The organism is Jiangella endophytica, from assembly GCF_003427025.1.
Taxonomy (GTDB): Bacteria; Actinomycetota; Actinomycetes; order Jiangellales; family Jiangellaceae; genus Jiangella; species Jiangella endophytica.
The window spans coordinates 1-17941 of record NZ_QVAI01000027.1 but is presented as its reverse complement, the minus strand read 5'-3'; the positions used below and the strand labels follow the sequence as shown (position 1 = coordinate 17941).

The 17941-nt window shown below is 72.7% G+C and carries 17 protein-coding genes; 9 read left to right on the top strand and 8 right to left on the bottom strand.

What is annotated here, in order from left to right; all coding sequences use genetic code 11:
* Nucleotide 1: 1 nt before the first annotated feature.
* Nucleotides 2-436, bottom strand: a complete 435-nt coding sequence (locus DZA62_RS32575; RefSeq protein WP_116953143.1) for a MarR family winged helix-turn-helix transcriptional regulator — start codon at nt 434-436, stop codon at nt 2-4.
* Between the two features lie 118 nt (nt 437-554).
* Between DZA62_RS32575 and DZA62_RS32570 the strand changes: the two genes are divergently transcribed.
* Nucleotides 555-989 (top strand): DUF6069 family protein, encoded by a 435-nt coding sequence (locus DZA62_RS32570; RefSeq protein WP_116953142.1) that lies wholly within the window; start codon nt 555-557, stop codon nt 987-989.
* Nucleotides 990-1005: 16 nt separating this feature from the next.
* On the opposite strand, the gene DZA62_RS32565 is transcribed toward DZA62_RS32570, so the two are convergent.
* From DZA62_RS32565 to DZA62_RS32535, 7 genes are all read right to left on the bottom strand, one after another.
* Nucleotides 1006-1602: a hypothetical protein gene (locus tag DZA62_RS32565; RefSeq protein WP_116953141.1), complete on the bottom strand. Its 597-nt coding sequence runs from the start codon at nt 1600-1602 to the stop codon at nt 1006-1008.
* A 35-nt stretch (nt 1603-1637) separates the two neighbouring features.
* Nucleotides 1638-2150: a hypothetical protein gene (locus tag DZA62_RS32560; RefSeq protein ID WP_116953140.1), complete on the bottom strand. Its 513-nt coding sequence runs from the start codon at nt 2148-2150 to the stop codon at nt 1638-1640.
* Nucleotides 2147-3718, bottom strand: coding sequence for a C2 family cysteine protease (locus DZA62_RS32555; RefSeq protein WP_116953139.1), 1572 nt, complete (start codon nt 3716-3718; stop codon nt 2147-2149). Before DZA62_RS32555 ends, DZA62_RS32560 begins: the two co-directional genes overlap by 4 nt.
* Before the next feature lie 4 nt (nt 3719-3722).
* Nucleotides 3723-3971 carry a hypothetical protein gene (locus DZA62_RS32550; RefSeq protein WP_157988048.1) on the bottom strand — a complete coding sequence of 83 codons (249 nt, stop codon included), beginning with the start codon at nt 3969-3971 and terminating at the stop codon, nt 3723-3725.
* 74 nt (nt 3972-4045) lie between these two features.
* Nucleotides 4046-4957, bottom strand: coding sequence for a DUF6807 domain-containing protein (locus tag DZA62_RS32545; RefSeq protein WP_116953137.1), 912 nt, complete (start codon nt 4955-4957; stop codon nt 4046-4048).
* Entirely contained in the window at nt 4954-6057 is a 1104-nt protein-coding gene (locus DZA62_RS32540; protein ID WP_116953136.1) for a Gfo/Idh/MocA family protein, read from the bottom strand. Before DZA62_RS32540 ends, DZA62_RS32545 begins: the two co-directional genes overlap by 4 nt.
* Nucleotides 6054-7037, bottom strand: a complete 984-nt coding sequence (locus DZA62_RS32535) for a LacI family DNA-binding transcriptional regulator (protein WP_269813950.1) — start codon at nt 7035-7037, stop codon at nt 6054-6056. The genes DZA62_RS32540 and DZA62_RS32535 overlap by 4 nt, the downstream gene beginning before the upstream one ends.
* A gap of 222 nt (nt 7038-7259) precedes the next feature.
* On the opposite strand from DZA62_RS32535, the gene DZA62_RS32530 reads away from it, so the two are divergent.
* The 8 genes from DZA62_RS32530 to DZA62_RS32495 form a co-directional block, all read left to right on the top strand.
* Nucleotides 7260-9281 (top strand): beta-galactosidase, encoded by a 2022-nt coding sequence (locus tag DZA62_RS32530; protein ID WP_116953134.1) that lies wholly within the window; start codon nt 7260-7262, stop codon nt 9279-9281.
* Complete coding sequence (locus DZA62_RS32525; RefSeq protein ID WP_116953133.1) at nt 9272-10279, top strand: mannonate dehydratase; 1008 nt, start codon at nt 9272-9274, stop codon at nt 10277-10279. Before DZA62_RS32530 ends, DZA62_RS32525 begins: the two co-directional genes overlap by 10 nt.
* Entirely contained in the window at nt 10276-11028 is a 753-nt protein-coding gene (locus DZA62_RS32520) for an SDR family NAD(P)-dependent oxidoreductase (protein WP_116953132.1), read from the top strand. The genes DZA62_RS32525 and DZA62_RS32520 overlap by 4 nt, the downstream gene beginning before the upstream one ends.
* 28 nt (nt 11029-11056) lie before the next feature.
* The gene (locus tag DZA62_RS32515) at nt 11057-12028 is read left to right on the top strand and encodes an ABC transporter permease (protein WP_198664436.1); all 972 of its coding nucleotides are present in this window, start codon (nt 11057-11059) and stop codon (nt 12026-12028) included.
* Nucleotides 12028-12930, top strand: coding sequence for a carbohydrate ABC transporter permease (locus DZA62_RS32510; protein WP_116953131.1), 903 nt, complete (start codon nt 12028-12030; stop codon nt 12928-12930). Before DZA62_RS32515 ends, DZA62_RS32510 begins: the two co-directional genes overlap by 1 nt.
* Before the next feature lie 26 nt (nt 12931-12956).
* Nucleotides 12957-14654 (top strand): extracellular solute-binding protein, encoded by a 1698-nt coding sequence (locus tag DZA62_RS32505; protein ID WP_116953130.1) that lies wholly within the window; start codon nt 12957-12959, stop codon nt 14652-14654.
* Between the two features lie 27 nt (nt 14655-14681).
* Entirely contained in the window at nt 14682-17468 is a 2787-nt protein-coding gene (locus tag DZA62_RS32500) for a hypothetical protein (RefSeq protein ID WP_116953129.1), read from the top strand.
* 23 nt (nt 17469-17491) lie between these two features.
* The coding region (locus DZA62_RS32495) for an alpha-L-fucosidase (RefSeq protein ID WP_198664435.1) at nt 17492-17941 on the top strand (450 nt) is incomplete at its 3' end.

Below are 17941 nucleotides of genomic sequence, written 5' to 3'. Positions count from 1 at the left end.
ATCAGTGCGCGAAATCGGCCTGGACCCGGGCGAGCAGGTCGCGCAGCCGCAGCTGATCGTCGCGTGGGAGGCCGAAGAGGTCCATGCCGATGGCGGAGACGCTGGCACGCAGCTCCGCCCGCCTCTGCTGCCCCTCCTCGGTGAGCACCAGATGCTTGACCCGCCGGTCGGTGGCGTCGGGCTGCCGGACGACCAGTCCCTTGCGCTCCAGCCCGTCGACGATGCCGGTCACGTTCGAGGCGTCGCAGCCGAGCCAGTCGGCCAGGTCGCGCATCGGCGCCGGCGACCGCAGATTGGACAGAGCGAGCGCTTGAGCGGGCGGCAGATCGAGTGCCGACGCCGCCGCGTTGAAGCCCGCCCGCAACCGCCCGGTCACCTGGAAGACCAGGTCGGTCAGTTCCGACACGACGGTCGCGGGGTCTTCGTCCTCGCCCATGCCTCGATGCTACCCCGGTCCTTCACGACCACAATAGTTGCCATTCTCAAGCAATGCCCTATACGTTGGCGACCCAATAGTTGACATCCTCAATAACCAATCACCTCAAGGAGTAGCCATGCCACGTCACCATCCGGACACCGAGGAAGCACCGGCCGCCACCCGCCGCGGCCGCGACCGGGCGGCCGGCGTCGCCGCGACGGTCGTCGCCGCCGTGCTGGTCTGGGTCGTCGCGGAACCCGTGCTGGGCCACGACCTCGTCGTCGAGCAACCCGGGCAGGACGCGAGGGACCTCGGCGCGGGCGCGTTCGTCTTCTTCTCGCTCGCCGCCGCGCTGCTCGGGTGGGCCCTGCTGGCCGTCCTGGAGCGCTTCACGGCGCGCGCACGCTCGATCTGGACGATCGTCGCGATCGGCGTGCTGGCGGTCTCGTTCCTGCCGTTCTTCGGCATCGAGGCGAGCAACGCGACGATCGTGACGCTCACCCTCGCCCACGTCGCCGTCGGGGCGGTCCTCGTCACCGCCTTCCGGCGTACCGGGGCGGCCGGCCGCTAAGGCCGTCGCGACGGGGTCAGCCCAGCGGCACGGCGGGATCGAACGTGACGGCGAGGTCCAGGTGGCTGGTCTCCGGGTCGCCGGTGTCGGTGATGCCGAGCACCTCGTAGCTGAGCGGGCCGTGCGTCATGACGTCGCCGACGCTCACCTCGTCGGCGAAGTCCTGCTCGACGCGATCATCGGCCGAGGCGCCCTCGGCGTACCAGAACAGCGTGTACTCGAAGGTGGCGGTGTCGCCGTCGATGACGGTGACGCCGGTGCCGACGTCGGGCCACAGCCCGGTCGCCTGAAGGGTCACCCGCGGGGTCTCGTCGTTGCCGGCCGCCGACCGCGCCTGGACGGCGATGTCCTGGCCGGCGGGCGGGGTGACGTGGACGATGGACAGGTTGGTGCCCGCCGGGGCGTCGCAGGTGACCAGCGCGAAGTCGGACCGGTCGCGGATGGTGTCGCCCTCGACGTCGGGCTCGCACAGCTCGATGGCGGTCGTCGGCGACGTCGGCTCGCCGTCGGGGATCTCGCCCTCGCCCAGCGTCGGGGTCGCCGGCGGGCCGGTGTCGTCGCCACCCGCGTCGTCGCCGCCGCACCCGGCCAGGCCGAGCGCGAGCACCGCCACGGTGGCCGCGGCGAGGATCGGCCGGATCGTGGAGGTCAGGGCGTGTCCTCGGCGAGCGGGACGGACGGGTCGAAGCGGACCGCGAGGTCGACGTGGCTGGTGGTGACATCGCCGGTGTCGGTGATGCCCAGGACCACGTAGGTGAGCGGGCCGTGGGTGACGGTGTCGCCCACGGCGACGTCGTCGGTGTAGACGACGGCGACCTTGGTGTCGCGCTGCAGGAACCGCTTCGGCGTCGGGCTCCAGGCCAGGCGGTAGGTCAGCGTCGCGCGACCGCCCGCGACCCTGACGTCCCTCCAGAGCCCGGTGGTCGTGAGATGCGCCCACGGCGCGGTCTCGCGGTCCGGCGCGGAACCCACCTGGATCGACGGCCGCTGACTGATCGGCGTCGCGATGTGGATGATCGACAGGTTCGTACCCTCGGGGGCACCGGCGACGACGCGCGCCTTGGCCGTGCGGGCGTGCACGGTCGGGTCGTCGACCGGCGGCTCGACGAGGTCGACCGCCACCGTGGCGAGCCCGCCCCCGTCGCGCGGTCGTGCGCTCACTTCGTCACCGCCACGTAGGTGTAGTCGGGCCAGTCGTCGGCCGGCTCCGGGAACTGCCCGGAGTTGAACTCCTCGGGGGTCATCGAGATGACGCTACCGTCGCCGCCCCAGGGGTTCATCACCTGAACCTCGCCGTTCTCGAACCCGACGACGGAGTACGCGTGGCCGCCGCCGCCCAGGATGATCGGCTTGCCGTCCTCGAACGCCTGCTGCATCTGCAGGTAGGTGAACAGCGGCGGAATCAGGGAGGACCTGGGCAGATCGGTCCGGTTGCTGCCGGTGCCGATGGTCGTCTCCAGCCGGTCCGGGGTGTAGGCGCCGTCGATCTCGACGTAGTTGCCGCCCTGGTACTGCGCCATGGCCTTCTCGTAGATGGACGCCCAGGTGATCTCGCCGTCGAGTTCGTCGCCGTTGTAGGCCGGGTTGTCGCCGTCGGCGGGCACGAAGCCGTTGACGGTCACCTGCACGGGGCTGCCGTTCTCGTCGTACACCGTGACCGTGTAGGTGCCGTTGGGGTTCTCCTGGATGTGCCGTTCGAGGAACGTCGGGTCGGCGGCCTGGGCGGCGGCGATGGAGGCCAGCGTGGCGCAGTCGCCGATGCCGCCCTGGTCGATGTCGCTGAAGCCGTTGCCGCCGTCGGTGAAGTCGGTATCGGCGCTCATGTCGACCTCGCCGTCGACCCAGCCGTCGGCATCGCCGTGCAGCGTCGGCTCCAGGTTGGGCACGTCGTCGTGGAACTCCTGGACCTGCTCCGCGCTCATGTTCCGCATGAGGAACGAGCTGAGCCCCAGGGCCGGCTGGCCGGGGTCGGGCTCCTCGTTGCCGGGATCGCCCTTGTTGTCCGCCAGCCACTGGTCGAGGGCGGCGCGCTCGTCGGCGTCGAGGTTGTCGAGAGCGACCTGGACCTCGTCGGGAGAGTAGCCGTTGGCCACCGCCCACTCGTCCCAGTCCGCCGGCGGGTCCTCCCCGCCGGAGAGGCCGGTGATGGTGTCCTCGATCTCCTGGACCTGGGTCGGGTCGATGAGTTTGCCGGTCTCGAAGTACTCGCGAGCGGTCTCCTCGTCGAGCTGTTCGCCGAGATCCGGACCGCCGTGAACCTGAATGGGGCTGAACAGGTAGTCGAGCGGGTCGCCGGCGTCGATGACGGGCTGCAGCCTCTCGGCCAGGTGGGCGAGATCGGTGCGTACGGCGGCGGTCCGCTCGGCGAACTCGTCGCGGACGGTGTCGGCCTCGCCCTCGGACCCGACGCGGTCGAACAGCGTGCCGTCGTCCCACTCCTGGCGGATCTCGTTGATGGCGGTCGTCGCGGTCTCGGCCTCGCCGGCGATGGTGCGGCACGCGCCGGCCATCAGGGCCAGGGTGTCGGCCGTGCGTCCCGCGTCCTGTGCCTGCTGGAGCATGCGGTTGAGCCGCTCCTCGGGCATCGGGCCCTTCCAGACCGCTTCGGTGGCGGCGGTGCCGGTGTCGTCGGCGATGGCCCGGGCGGCCTCGGCGGCGTTGTCGAAACCGGTCGCCTGCTCGGTCCACACATCGGCGTCGTGTTCGAACGGGTCGGGCTTCTCGAACACGGCGTCAGATGTCCTTGTACTCGTTGTAGGCGGCCAGATCGAGCCGGCCCTGGTGGTCGGCGCGGTCGCGCAGGACCTGGAGCACCTCGACGGCCTTGACCCGGGCGTCGGTGACCGACTCCTCGCTGCGCATGCCGTCCAGATCGGGCCCGTAGACGTCGGGCAGGGCGTGGTCGGCTTCGGGGGCGACCGCGACCAGGCGGTCGCCGGCTGCCTCGACGGTCGGCGGATCGATCTCGTTCGGCGGCGACACGATCAGCATCGTACGGGGTCATTTCCGGCCAATTCAATGCCGCCTGTCCCACAGTCACAACGGCTGCCACGCCGCTACTGCGCGAGCAGCCCGGCGCCCAACGCGGCGAGATCGGCGGCGCGGTGCTGGTCGGACGCACCGTCGGCGACGATGTAGGCATAGGCGAAACGCAACGTCGCACCCGCCTCGAACGGCAGCTCCTCGCTGAAGAACGGCGCCGGGCACAGGCCGGCGAAGCCCTCGGAGCGGACGAACCACCGGGGCGGATGGCGCGGGTTGGCGACCGCGTCGACGGCGATCACGGTCGACGCCGCCGAGACGCCGTCGTGCGCGCCGGTGAAGCCGAGCCAAGGGGATCGTCGCCCTCGCAGCTCGTCGCCGCCCGGGCCGCCGGGCGACAGGACGACGCCACCGGTGAACGAGCGCGGGCCGCGCCAGAACAGCCCGCCGTAACCGGCGTTCTCGCGACCGGCCGTCGTCGGGCTGCCGATCATGATCGTCGACCCCGACACGTTGGTCATCGCGGTGTCGAAGCGCAGGACCCACGCGTCGCGCGCGCCGTCGACCACGACCGTCAGCGCCCGGTCCTCGTCGACGAGCTGGCGGCCGGCCTGAGTCCGCCAGGCGAGGTCGTGCCGGATCCGCACCCGATCGTCCTCGGCCGTCAGCTCGGTCAGCCGGCGGTGCCGCATGGCACCGTTGTTGTCGCGCTGGACGTAGCCCTCACCGTGCGTGTACGTGGGTCCGCCCCAGAAGTTGTCCGGGCCGACGTGCGGCAGCGACCAGGCCAGGCCCTTGTGCCAGACGTGGTCGTGCGGCCGGTGGACGGTGACCAGGTGGCCGGCGAGCGTGCGCAGCGGGTGGACGTAGGGACGCGGCGACTCGACCTGGGCGTCGCCCGGCGCGTAGACGTAGGTCAGCAGCTCGCGGCCGTCGTGGGTCACCTCGGCCGACCCGCTCAGGTCGTGGCGGCAGCCCAGGCTCACGCCGGCACCTCCTCGTGGAGCCACGGCGCGCCGGTGCCGTCCATGCGGTCGTAGAACGGGTCGCCGGGGCCGATGTCGCCGCGCCGTACCCGCCGCCCGGTGAACGCCGAGGCGTAGACGGCGGCGGCCAGTTCGAGGGTCAGCCGGGCGTCGGCGAGCGGCACCGGCGGCGCGGTGCCGGCCCCGAGCGCGTCGAGCACCGGCCGCAGCTGCGCCGCGTGGCCGCTGCGCTCGCCGTCGAGTCCCGTCCGCCAGCGCTCGGACAACGACTCGTGCCCGGCGACGGGGGTGAGCCGCCAGTCGTCGTCGCCGTAGCCGTAGAGGTGCTCGACCTCGACGGTGGCGTGTTCCCAGTCGAACCGCAGCGCCGTCGCCTCGCGCGGCGACACCACGGAGTTGGTGACGGTCGCCAGCGCCCCGTTCTCGAACCGGACGACGGCGCAGGAGACGTCCTCGGTGCGGGTGGGCCGCGACTGGCGCCCGGCCATGGCCGTGACCTCGGCCCACGGCCCGAGGACCGACAGCATGAGGTCCATCTGGTGCACACCGTGGCCCATGGTCGGGCCACCGCCCTCGGCCGCCCAGCTGCCGCGCCACGGCACCGCGAAGTAGGCGTCGTCGCGGTACCAGGTGGTCTCGCAGCGGGCCACCAGCGGCCGGCCGAGCACGCCGTCGCGAGCCAGCCGGCGCAGCTGCCGCGCGGCCGAGCCGAACCGGTGCTGGAACACCACGAACGCGTCCGCCGCCGACGCAGCCGCGGCCCGGGCCAGCACGTCGAAGTCCGCGAGTGAGACCGCGGGCGGCTTCTCGACCAGCACGTGCACGCCCGCGGCCAGCGCCTCGACCGCGAGCGGCACGTGCGACGACGGCGGCGTGCAGACGATGACGAGGTCGACCTCGCCGGTGGCCAGCACCTCAGCGAGCGAGGCTCCGGCGTGGCGCACCGGCCAGTCGCGGACGAACCCGGCCAGCCGGCGCTCGTCGACCTCCACGGCCGCGACCAGGCCGGCCCGGCCGCCCTGCGCCGCGATGGCCCGGGCGTGGGAGTGCGCGATGAGCCCGGTGCCGACGACGGCGCACCGCACCGGCGTGCGCCTCACGCCGACTCCCGCTGGATCAGGTGCGTCCCGAACGCGATGGCCTGCGGCGGCTGCGGCTCGTCCTCGGCCATGCGCTGCAGCAGGATGCGCGCGACCGCCTGGCCGATCTGCCGGGCCGGGTTGGCGATGGTGGTCAGCGCCGGCGACACCAGCGTCGCCGCCTCGATGTCGTCGAAGCCGACGACGGCGACGTCGTCGGGCACCCGCACCGACCGGTCGCGCAGCACGTCGAGCGCGCCGATGGCCACGACGTCGTTGGTGCAGATGACAGCGTCGGGCGGCGCGGGCAGCTCGAGCAGCCGGCGCATGCCGTCGCGGCCGCCCTCGCGGCTGAAGTCGGCCCGCACGACGAGGTCGTCGACGACGGGCACGGCCGCCTCGCGCAGCGCGGCGAGATAGCCGTTGACGCGGTTGGCGGCCGGTCCTTCGCCGGGTGCGCCGGTGATGAAGCCGATGCGGCGCCGATCGCGTTCGAGCAGGTACTGGACGGCGCGCCGGCCGCCGCCGATGTCGTCGGGCCCGACGGCGTCGACGCCGGGCTCCGGCGCGTGCGAGCCGAGCATGACGACGGGGATGCCGGCCTCGACGGCGGCCTCGAACGGCCGGCCGCGGTGCAGGTAGCTGGACAGCCCGATGCCGTCGACGCGGCGGGCCACCATCTGCTCGATCATGCGCCGCTCGGTGCCGGGATCGCCGTCGGTGCAGACGACGATGCCGTAGGACCCTTCCGGCTCCAGGACGTCCTGCAACCCGCGGGCGACGGCCGGGTAGAACGGGTTGAGGATGCTGGGCACGATGAGCGCGACCGTGTCGGTGCGTTGCGTGCGCATGCTCCGGGCCACCTGGTTGGGCACGTAACCCAGCTCGTCGATGGCGCGCTCCACCCGGCGACGGGTCGACGGCGCCACCTCGCGCCGCGCGCTCAGCACGTACGAGACCGTCGCGATGCTCACTCCGGCTCGTTCGGCGACGGTCCGCATGCTCACCCGCTGCCGGGCCTGCGACATCTGCGTCCTCCCACGTCTGGCGTAAACGTTTAGATCGTACACCACGCCCAGGCCCGCCGAACGGCTGATGCATCTTGGCACGTCAGCCGCGTGTTTCACGGACATGTCTTGACAGCGTCGCCACGCTCGGAGAATCCTGTGGGCCAGCTCATCTAAACGTTTACGCGTTCATCCGACCCCGATGAAGGGACGTCAGTGCCGTCGCCCTCCAGCGTCCAGCTCGGCGCGCAGGTCTGGCTCGCCCCCGGCGAGTACGACCGGCCCGAGCAGCTCGACCGGCTGTTCGCCGTGCTGGCCGAGCACGACCTCCCGCTGGCTCGCGTCAGCCTGGTGCGCAACCACCTCGAGCCCGCGCCGGGCCGGTGGGACTTCGCGCTCTACGACCAGGCGTTCGACGCCGCCGCACGGCACGGCGTCCGGGTCACCGCCACGCTCTGGCCGCAGGCGGCCGCGCCCGCGCTGAGCGGCGTGCCGGACACCCCGGCCACGCTGGCCGCCGGCGAGGCGTACCTCGACGCCGTCGTCCCCCGCTACGCCGCGCACCCGGCGCTGGACAGCTGGATCCTGATGAACGAGCCCGGTCAGCCGCCCGCGGTGACCGCGCTGGCCGAACTGCGCTTCCGCGACTGGCTGCGAGAGCGCTACGGCACGCCGGCCGCGCTCAACCACGCCTGGCTCGGCGCCAGCATGCTGTCGTTCCGGGCGCCGTACGCGTCGTTCGACGAGGTCAGCGTCGACCCGCGCTGGTCGCACGCCGGGCTGTGGCCGGTGCCGAACCTCGACTGGCACGAGTTCTGGCGCGCGCACCTGGCCTGGTACCTCGGCTGGGTGGCCGAGCGGGTCCGCCGGCTCGACGCCGCGCACCCGCTGCACACCAACCCGCACGGTGTCAGCCGCAACCTGGCCACCCGTTCGTTCGATCTGCCGTCGTGGCGTCCGTTCCTCGACTCCGTGGGCGCCTCGATCTACCCGATGTCGCTGACGGAGTTCGGCCCGGACCGGCTGGCCCTGGGCCACGCGTTCTGCGTCGACCTGCTCCGCGGCGCCATGGCGGACGGGCCGGTGTGGGCGACCGAGTTGGCCGGCGGCCCGGCCATCCGCTCGCACGCCACCGGGTACGCCGTCGAGCCGCGCGAGCTGGCCCAGCGGGTCTGGACGGTGCTCGGCGCCGGCGCGGAGCGGGCGGTGCTCTGGCTCCTCAACGCCCGGTGGCGGAGCCGCGAGCCGGGCGAGTTCGCGCTGCTGGACTACCGCGGCGAACCGACCGACCGGCTGCGGGCGGTGGCGTCGATCGGCCGGGCGCTCGCCGAGCACGACGACCTGTTCTCGGGCACCGCGCCGGTGACGGCCGACGTCACGCTCGTGCTGAGCGTCGAGTCGATGGCGCTGGAGCACCAGTGGGCGGCCGGCGGCGACCCCGCGCGCGGCAAGGACGCCCACCTGCTCGAGGCGCTCGGCTGGTACGAGGCGCTGCAGTCGCTCGGTGCCCCGCCCCGGGTCGTCCACCTCGGCGACGTCGACTGGAGCCCTGGCGGACCGCCGCGGCTGGTCGTCCTGCCACACGTCGAAGTGCTCTCGGCCGAGCAGGCGGAGGCCGCCGGCGCGTTCGTCCGGGCCGGCCACACGCTGCTCGCCAGCGGGCTGACCGGCTGGTACGACCGCGACGGGCGGTTCTGGCCGCTCGCCGACGAGTTCCCCCTCGGGCCGGTGGTGGGCGGACGGCCACGCGAGCTGCGCGTCGTCGGCGACGGTGTCCTCGCCCTGCCCGCGGGTGACGTGCCGGCCGGGGCCTGGCTCACCGACGTCGAGGTCGGTGACGGCACACCGCTGGCGAAGGACGGCGAGGCCGTCGGCGCCCTGGTCCACGAACTCGGCGGCGGCCGGGCCGTCTGGCTGCCCGCGATGGTGGGGCTGGCGGCGTTCACCGGCGACGGCGCGCCGCTCGCCCGGTACGCCGCCACCGTCGTCGAACCGTTCGCGGCCCGGCTGCCGGTGCGGGTCCGCGACGGTGTCACCTCGCTGCTGGTCCGGACCCTGCGCGGTGACGGCGACCGCGTCGTCACCGTCGTCGCCAACCCTGGTGAGGCTGCCGCCGCCACCGTCCTCGACGGCCCGCCGGGGACTGCTGCAGTGGTCCTCTGGGGCGATCCGCACGCCGTCGCCGGCCACGCCGTCACCGTCGGCGCTCACGACACGGTGGTGCTGCGATGGCGCTGACCTGGGACCCCAAGCTGTCCGACAACGTCCACGACCTCGAGCCCATGACCCTGGCCTGGCTGCGCCAGCTGGGCTGCCGGCACGCCGTCTTCCAGCCGTCCGCGCGGCTGCAGAAGCACGACCGCGTCGGCGGCGGCAAGCCGTACTGGACCACCGACGACGTCGCCGCACTGGTCAAGGCGTGCGCCGAGGCCGGTGTGACGCTCGAGTCGGTCATGCTGCCGCTCGACTTCTACCCGCGCGCCCTGCGCGGCGCCCACGGCCGCGACGAGGAGATCGCCAACGTCTGCCGCACCGTCGAGGCCGTGGCCGCGGCCGGCGTGCCGATGATGGAGTGGCGGTTCTGGCCGGACTTCTTCTTCGACGAGCCTGTCGGGGTGCGCCCGATGCCGGGTCGCGGCGGCGCCGTCGCCCGCGCCTTCGACGCCCGGTGGATCCCGGCCGAGCCGTTCGACGACATCGGCGCCGTCGGCGCCGACGAGATGTGGGAGCGGACGCTGCACTTCGCCCGCCCGCTGGTCGAGGCCGCGCAGTCCGCCGGCCTCCGGCTCTCGATGCACCCCAACGACCCGCCGGTCCCGGTGATGCGCGGCGTCGCCCGGATCTTCTCCTCCCCCGACGGCCTGCGCCGGTTCCACCGCGAGCTGCCGGCCGAGGCGAACGGTCTCACGTTCTGCCAGGGCACGTTCGCCGAGATGGGCGTCGACGTCGTCGAGCAGGTCGCGGCGTTCGGCCCGCGCATCCGGCTGGTGCACCTGCGGGCCGTCACCGGCCGGGTGCCGGCCTACCAGGAGGTCTTCATCGACGAGGGCGACCTCGACCTGTTCGCGGCGCTGCGCGCCTATCGGGCCGCCGGGTTCGACGGCCCGTTCGTCTCCGACCACACCCCCGGCGTCACCGGCGACACCCGGTGGGGCCACACGGGCCGGGCGTTCTCGCTCGGCTGGATGCGTTCCGCGGTCACCGCGCTGCGCCACGACGAAGGCGAGACCCGATGACGCTCCCCCTCGACGGCCAGCGGGCGCTGGTCACCGGCGCCGGACGGGGCATCGGCCGCGGCATCGCGCTGGCGCTGGCCGGCGCCGGCGCGCACGTCGTCGTCAACGACCTGCGCGCCGAGGACGCCGAGCGGACCGCGGCCGAGATCGCCGCCACCGGCGTCGAGGGCCTGCCCGCCGTCGCCGACGTCAGCACCGAGGACGGCGCCCGGCACGCCCTGGACACCGCGAGCACGGCGCTGGGCGGCCTGGACGTCCTCGTCAACAACGCCGGCATCGCGCGCCCCGAGCCGTTCCACGACATCACGCTGCAGAGCTGGCGCGAGGTGCTGGACAACAACCTCACCAGCGCGTTCCTGTGCGCCCGCGGTGCCATCGACCTGATGGGCCCGGCCGGCTACGGCCGCATCGTGCAGGTCAGCTCCATCGTCGCGCACCAGGGCGCGCTCTACGGCCACGCGCACTACGCGGCCAGTAAGAGCGCGCTGCTCGGCCTGACCCGCACGCTCGCCCGCACGGCGGCGCCGTACGGCATCACCGTCAACGCCGTGGCGCCCGGCGTCATCGCCACCGAACTGTCCGCCGCGACGCTCGGCGGCGACACCGTCGAGGAGCTGCGCCGGCAGATCCCGCTGGGCATCGGCACCGTCGACGACGTCGCCGCGGCGGCACTGTTCCTGGCCAGCCCGCAGGCCCGCTACGTCACCGGCACGACGCTCGACGTCAACGGCGGCCTGTACATGCGCTGAGGCGCCCCTCACCTGAAAGGAGGCAACGGTGCACCGACGACTCGACACCCTGGAGCGCGCGCAGGCGTCGCAGCGGCCACCCCGGCCCGTGCGGTCCGGGCGCTCGGTGTGGGCACGGGCCTGGCGGCAGCGGTGGATGTACGTCTTCATCGTCCCCGGGCTGCTCTACTTCGTGGTCTTCCGCTACATCCCGCTGGCCGGGAACGTGGTCGCGTTCCAGCAGTACTCGCCGTTCCTCGGGTTCGCGGAGTCGCCCTGGGTCGGCCTGTCCAACTTCACCGCGATGTTCTCCGACCCCGAGGTGATCCGGGCGCTGCAGAACACGCTCTGGTTCTCGCTGCTGCAGATCGTGTTCGCGTTCCCGGCGCCGATCGCGCTGGCGCTGCTGCTCAACAGCCTGCTGTCGGACCGGATCAAACGGATCGTGCAGTCGGTCGTGTACCTGCCGCACTTCATCGGCTGGGTCATCGTCGTGTCGCTGTGGCAGGAGATCTTCGGCGGCGCCGGCGTGCTCAACCGGATGCTCGAGCCGCTGGGCGTCGGCCCGCTCAACCTCATGGCCGACCCCGACACCTTCGCCGGCCTCATCACCGCGCAGGTGATCTGGAAGGAGGTCGGCTGGGGCACCATCATCTTCTTCGCCGCGATCACCATGATCTCGCCGCAGCTCTACGAGTCGGCCGCGGTCGACGGCGCGGGGCCGTGGCGCCGGCTGTGGCACGTGACGCTGCCCGGCATCTCCAGCGTCATCGTCCTGCTGCTCATCCTGCGCCTCGGCACCGTCCTCACCGTCGGGTTCGAGCAGCTGCTGCTGCAGCAGCCCGCCGTCGGCGCCGACGCCGCGCAGGTGGTCGACACCTTCACCTACTACCGCGGCGTCCTGGGCGGCGACTGGGGCCTGGCCGCCGCGGTGGGGCTGGTCAAGGGCGTCATCGGGACCGTGCTGGTCATCGGGGCGAACCGGCTGGCCAAGCGCATGGGCGGACAGGGGGTCTTCTGATGGGCGCCGCACGCACCGCACCGGTCCGGCCGGCCTGGCAGGAGCCGCCGCGTCGCATCACCACCGTCGCCAAGGGCGTGGTGATCGCGGCGATCACCCTGGTGATGCTCTACCCGTTCGTCTACGTCATCGCGATCAGCTTCTCCGCCGCCGACGCTGCGCGTTCCGGCGACACCCTGCTCATTCCGGCCGAGTTCTCGCTGGCCGCCTACCGCACCATCTTCGCCGGCGACGTGGTGACCCGTGCGCTGCTGGTGAGCGCCGGGGTGACGCTGGTCGGCACCCTGCTGTCGGTGGTCATGACCGTGACCCTGGCCTACGGACTCACGCGCACCCGCGAGGTGCCCGGATCGAGGTTCGTGCTCTACCTCGTGCTGTTCACCATGCTGTTCGGCGCCGGCATCATCCCGAACTACCTGCTGGTCAAGGAGCTGGGGCTGCTCGACACGTACGCCTCGCTGATCCTGCCCGGCGCCGTCAGCGCGTTCAACCTCGTCGTCGTCCGCAACTTCTTCATGAACCTGCCGCAGGAGTTGTTCGACTCGGCGCGCATCGACGGCGCCAGCGAGGCGCAGATCCTCTGGCGCATCGTCGTCCCGCTGTCGAAGGCGGTCATCGCCGTCATCGCCCTGTTCTACGGCGTCGCGTACTGGAACGACTTCTTCAACGCGATGATCTACCTCAACGACAGCGAGAAGTGGCCGATCCAGCTGGTGCTGCAGCAGTACGTGCTGCAGGGCTCGCCGCTGGACCAGATGGCCGTCTCGGGCCAGGTCGAGGCCGCGCCCAAGACCATCCAGATGGCCGTGGTGGTCGTCGCCACCGTCCCCATCCTCCTCGTCTACCCCTTCCTCCAGCGCTTCTTCACCAAGGGCGTGCTCACCGGAGCGATCAAGGGCTGACCTCGCCCCTTGCGAAAGGACCGACCATGACCACCTCGCGACCCCTTCCGGGCGGCGGCCTGAGCCGGCGCCGCTTCCTCGGCGGCCTCGCCGGTCTCGGCGCCGGCGCGTACCTGCTCTCGAGCTGCTCCAGCGGCGGCTCCGGGCCCACCAGCGGCGGCACGGCCGGCGGCGGCACCGGCTTCTCGCTGCCCGACTACGCGGCGCCGCGCGACCTGGCCGGCGCCACCATCAGCGACGTGCCCGGCGTGCTGCCGGCGTACGAGCAGTTCCCGCTGCCGCCGTTCAAGAGCGTCGCCCAGCCGCCCGGCCGCGGCGGCACCGTCACGTCGCTGCACCCGCTGTTCACCGCGCCGCCCGACGACCTGCAGGGCAGCGAGGTGTTCCAGGCCTTCCAGCGTGGCCTCAACGTGACGCTGGAGCCGACCTACACGCCCATCGGCTCCTACGAGAACAAGCTGGCGACGGTGCTGGCCGGCGGGTCGATCCCGGACATCACCTGGGTGAACACCGAGACGGTGCCGGCCGCCGTCAGCTACTTCCAGCAGGGCGCGTTCGCCGACCTCTCCGACGTGCTCGGCGGCGACGGCGTCAGCGCCTACCCGAACCTCGCCCAGCTACCGAGCTACGCCTGGCGCAACTGCGCCGTCGAGGGCGTGCTGTACGGCGTCCCGCGCGGCATCCCGCTGCTGAACAACTCGGTCGCGCTGTACCGCGCCGACTGGGCGGCCGCGCTGGGCTTCCCGGAGGCACCGGCCGACGCCGCCGAGTACCTGGAGCTGATGACGGCGTTCTCGAAGGGCGCCCCGCGAGGGTCCGGGCAGAGCTGGGGCGCGGCGGTGCTCGACGCCGGCTTCGTCCGGCAGATGTTCCGGGTGCCCAACGAGTGGCGGCTGGAGGAGGACGGCACGCTCACCCACTACGTCGAGAGCGACGAGTACCGCGCGGCCCTCGAGTTCCACCTCCAGGAGTTCGACGCCGGCGTCTACCACCCCGACGCCACCATGGGCGGCGACACCTACACCCGCGCCATCGACCTGCTGCAGTCCGGGCAGACCGGGTTCTACGCGGGCAGCCTCAACGCCCAGTTCGCGCTGCGCCGGCCGGGAACGCTGACCGGCGACCCCGGCTCGGACGTGCAGCCGCTCGCGCCGCCCGGGCACGACGGCGGCGACCCGCTCACGTACGAGCAGCGCGGCTACTACGGCATGGCCGCCATCTCGGCCGAGGCGGCCCAGGACGACGCACGGCTGCACGAGCTGCTCGGCATCGTCGACTACTGGTCCGCGCCGTTCGGCAGCGAGGAGTACGTGCTGGTCAACTATGGACTGGAAGGCCGGCAGGTGACGTTCGAGGACTCCGGCCAGCTGGTGCCGGTGCCGCCGGACCAGGCGCCTGCCGAGGCGCTGGTCCCCTACCTCACCCAGGTGCGCGAGACGCTGTTCTACTTCCCCGGCGCGCAGGCCGACGCCGGGCTCGCACAGGGCGCCATGGAGACCGTGGTGCGGTCGTCGGCGCCTAACCCCGTCACCGGCCTCATCTCCGACACCGCGATCCGCCAGGGCGCGGCGCTGGGCCAGCTCAACAACGACTACGAGACCGGCATCGTCACCGGCCAGCGCTCCCTCGACGAGCTCGACGAATGGCGCGACCGGTGGCGCTCCGGCGGCGGCGACGCCATGCGCCGCGAGTTCCAGGACGCCCTCGAACGCGTCGACAGCTGATCCCCTCACCCCCGGGAGGAACCGATCATGAGACCCCTCGACCGACGGCGTTTCCTTCAGCTCTCCGCCGCCGCGGCCGGCGTCGCCGCCGTCCCGTCCACGCTGCTGCGCACGGCCGCGGCCGCTCCCCTGCCCGATCCGCCGTACGGCTTCGCGCCGCCACCGGCCACCGGCGTGCACCCGCGCGTCGTCCTCACCCCGGCGGAGCTGCCGGCGCTGCGCACCCGCGTCCTGACCGGCCAGGCCCAGGTGGCCTACACGGCGCTGCACAACGTCGCCGCGACGCTCGGCGACAACGCCACCAGCGGTGTCAACCTGCTGCTCGCCCGGCTGGAGAACGGCGAGACGCTGTCGTGGGGCGATCAGGAGACGCTGGGCAAGGCGATCGCCGGGTCCGCGCTGGTCGCGCTGGTCGGCGAGGACGAGATCATCGCCGGCAAGGCGGTGCAGGCGTTCGACGTCTGGGTCGCCAACATCGCGCCGTCGACGTCGCCGGACTTCAGCCGCACCACGCAGGGCGCGGCCCTGGCCTACGACTGGCTGGCCCCGCTGATGGACGCCACCCGCCGCGCCGCCGCCCGGCAGTGGCTGGTCGACCGCGTCACCGCCTACGAGACCCGGCTGGAGAACGCCGTCTACGGCTTCAAGCCCGGCGTGGCCGAGCAGCGCAACTACAACTGGATCCCGCACGGCATGGGCGCGTTCGGCCCGGCCGCACTGGCGATCGAGGGCGAGACCGGTTTCCTCGACCGCTGGTACGACAAGCCCGTCACCAGCATGAACGACTTCATCGAGTGGGGCATCGGGCCCGAGGGCGCGCCACTGGAGCTGCTGCACTACTTCGCCTACGGCATGTGGCAGGGGTCCTACTTCACCGCCGCCATGGCCAAGCGCGGCGAGCCGATCCTCGCCCACCCGCACCTGATGAACGTCCCGCGCTGGTGGACGGCGGACCTGTATCCGTGGGGCCGCGACTGGGGCGCGCTGCAGGACACCCGCGACTTCTGGACCGGCGTGCCGGCCGTGTACCACCTGCTGCGGCTGGCCTACCCGGACGACCCGCTGATGCGCTGGGTCTACACCAACTACCTCCAGGCGCCGGCGCAGCAGACCGACCACCTGAGCGCCGTCCTGTGGGCCAGCGAGCTGGAGCCGTCCGACCTCGCGCTGACGGCCGCCTCGCTGGACCTCGAGCCCAGCCAGTTCTTCCTGCGCAGCGGCCTGGCGTACCTGCGCGACGACTGGGGCACCGACGACGTCTACTTCCAGTTCCAGTCCGACCAGGGCATGTACGGCGAGACGCACGCGCACGCCGACCGCAACTCGTTCACACTCAACGGCAAGGGCCGGGTCTGGATCATCGACGGCGCCGCCTGGTTCCCGTTCTCCACCGGCCACAACCTGGTGATGATCGACGGCGAGGGGCAGGGCTACTTCCCGCAGCAGGGGCACGTCCTGGCCCAGGACGACGGCGGCTGGGCGGCGGGCATCATGGGCGACGCCAAGGACGCCTACGACTGGCGGTGCGCGGCGAACCCGCCGGACGAGCCGGGCTGGGTGCAGGTCAACGGCCAGTGGTCGTACCCGTTCAACCCGGTGCAGCGCGCGTTCCGCACCGGCACGCTGGTCCGCGGCGCGCACACCTACGCCGTCGTCAGCGACGACATCCGCAAGGACGACGCCGCGCACGCGTACTCGTGGGAGGCGCTGGTCCCGCTCGGCACGAAGATCACCCAGGCCGACGCGTCCAGCTGGCTGCTCGAGCAGGTCGACGCCGGGCCGTTCCTGCAGTCGAGCCAGTCCGGCGCGCAGCCGCTGTCCGTGCCGTTCAGCGTCGCCACCGCCGGTGACTACCGGTTCTGGGTGCTGGCCGGCCGCGAGCACACGGCGCCGGTCAACGGCACCTGGAAGACGTCGATGGCGCTCGACGGCGGCGCCCTGCGCGACGCCGGCGGCGCGGAGCACCCGAGCAGCGGCGACGCCGCCCAGCCGCACTGGCTGCCGATCTCGATGAACACCGCCGACACGCCGACGGCTCTGACTGCGGGCGCGCACACCGCGTCGTTCACGCCGCGCGGCGTCATCAAGCACGCCGCGCTACTGGTCGCGCCGGACGGCTTCGACCCCACCGGGCCGGTGCCGCCGTCGTCGTTCCCCGCCGGGAGCGTGCTGGTGCGGCTGTCGGACCTGCCCGCGCCGACCGGCTGGACGCTGCTGCCGGCGGCCACGAACCCGCCACGCTGCCTGGTCCGGGTGCTCAGCCCGGCGCCGGTGACGCTGACCGCCGAGACGTTCCGCCGCCACCGCACCGACAACGGCGAGAACTGGGGCCGGGTGTTCCGGCTGAAGGCCACGACGACCACCGTCGAGCCGCGGTACCGCGTGCTGCTCTACCCGCACCGCGCGGGCGACCCGCTGCCCGCCGTCACCGCCGGCCACGCCGGCGCCGAGGTGGCCTGGTCCGGCGGCGTCACCGACGTGTGGGAGTTCGGCACCGACCCGGCGTTCCCGGCCGCCAACGGCTCGTCGGTCCGGGTCACGCGCGGGTCGCTGCAGTTCACCCTCGACGTGACGCTCGCGGCCCTGCGCGCGAACACGGAGCGGTTCGTCACCGACCACGCGCTGGCCCGCCGGCTGACCACCACGTTGGCCTCCGCCGAGCGGTACCAGCAGCGCGGCCGCCGGACCGGGCGGTCGTCGGCACTGGACGACTACGCCGCGACCCTGGCGGCGGCCGGCGGCGACGCCGTGTCGCGCGACCACGCCGCCCTGCTGCTCCGCCAGGCCGCCGTCCTCGGCGCCACCACGAACTGATCAGCGAACCCAAGGAGAAGGTCATGACCGCAGCCGACCCGGCCCGCCTCGACGAGTTCCGCCGGCAGCGCTTCGGGATGTTCATCCACTGGGGTGTCTACGCCCTGGCCGCTCGGCACGAGTGGGTGCGCAACCGCGAACGGCTCAGCCGCGAGGAGTACCAGCCCTACCTCGACCGCTTCGACCCCGACCTGTTCGACCCGTCGGTCTGGGCCCGCGCCGCGCACGACGCCGGGATGCGGTACCTGGTGCTCACCACCAAACACCACGACGGCTTCTGCCTCTGGGACTCCGAGCTCACCGACTACTCGGTGCGCTCGACGCCCTGGGGCAAGGACCTCGTCGGGCCCATCACCGACGCGTTCCGCCGCGAGGGCCTGGGCGTCGGGTTCTACCACTCGCTGCTGGACTGGCAGCAGCCCGACTTCCCCCTAGACGCCCTGCACCCGGACTTCGAACGCGACGGCGTCGAA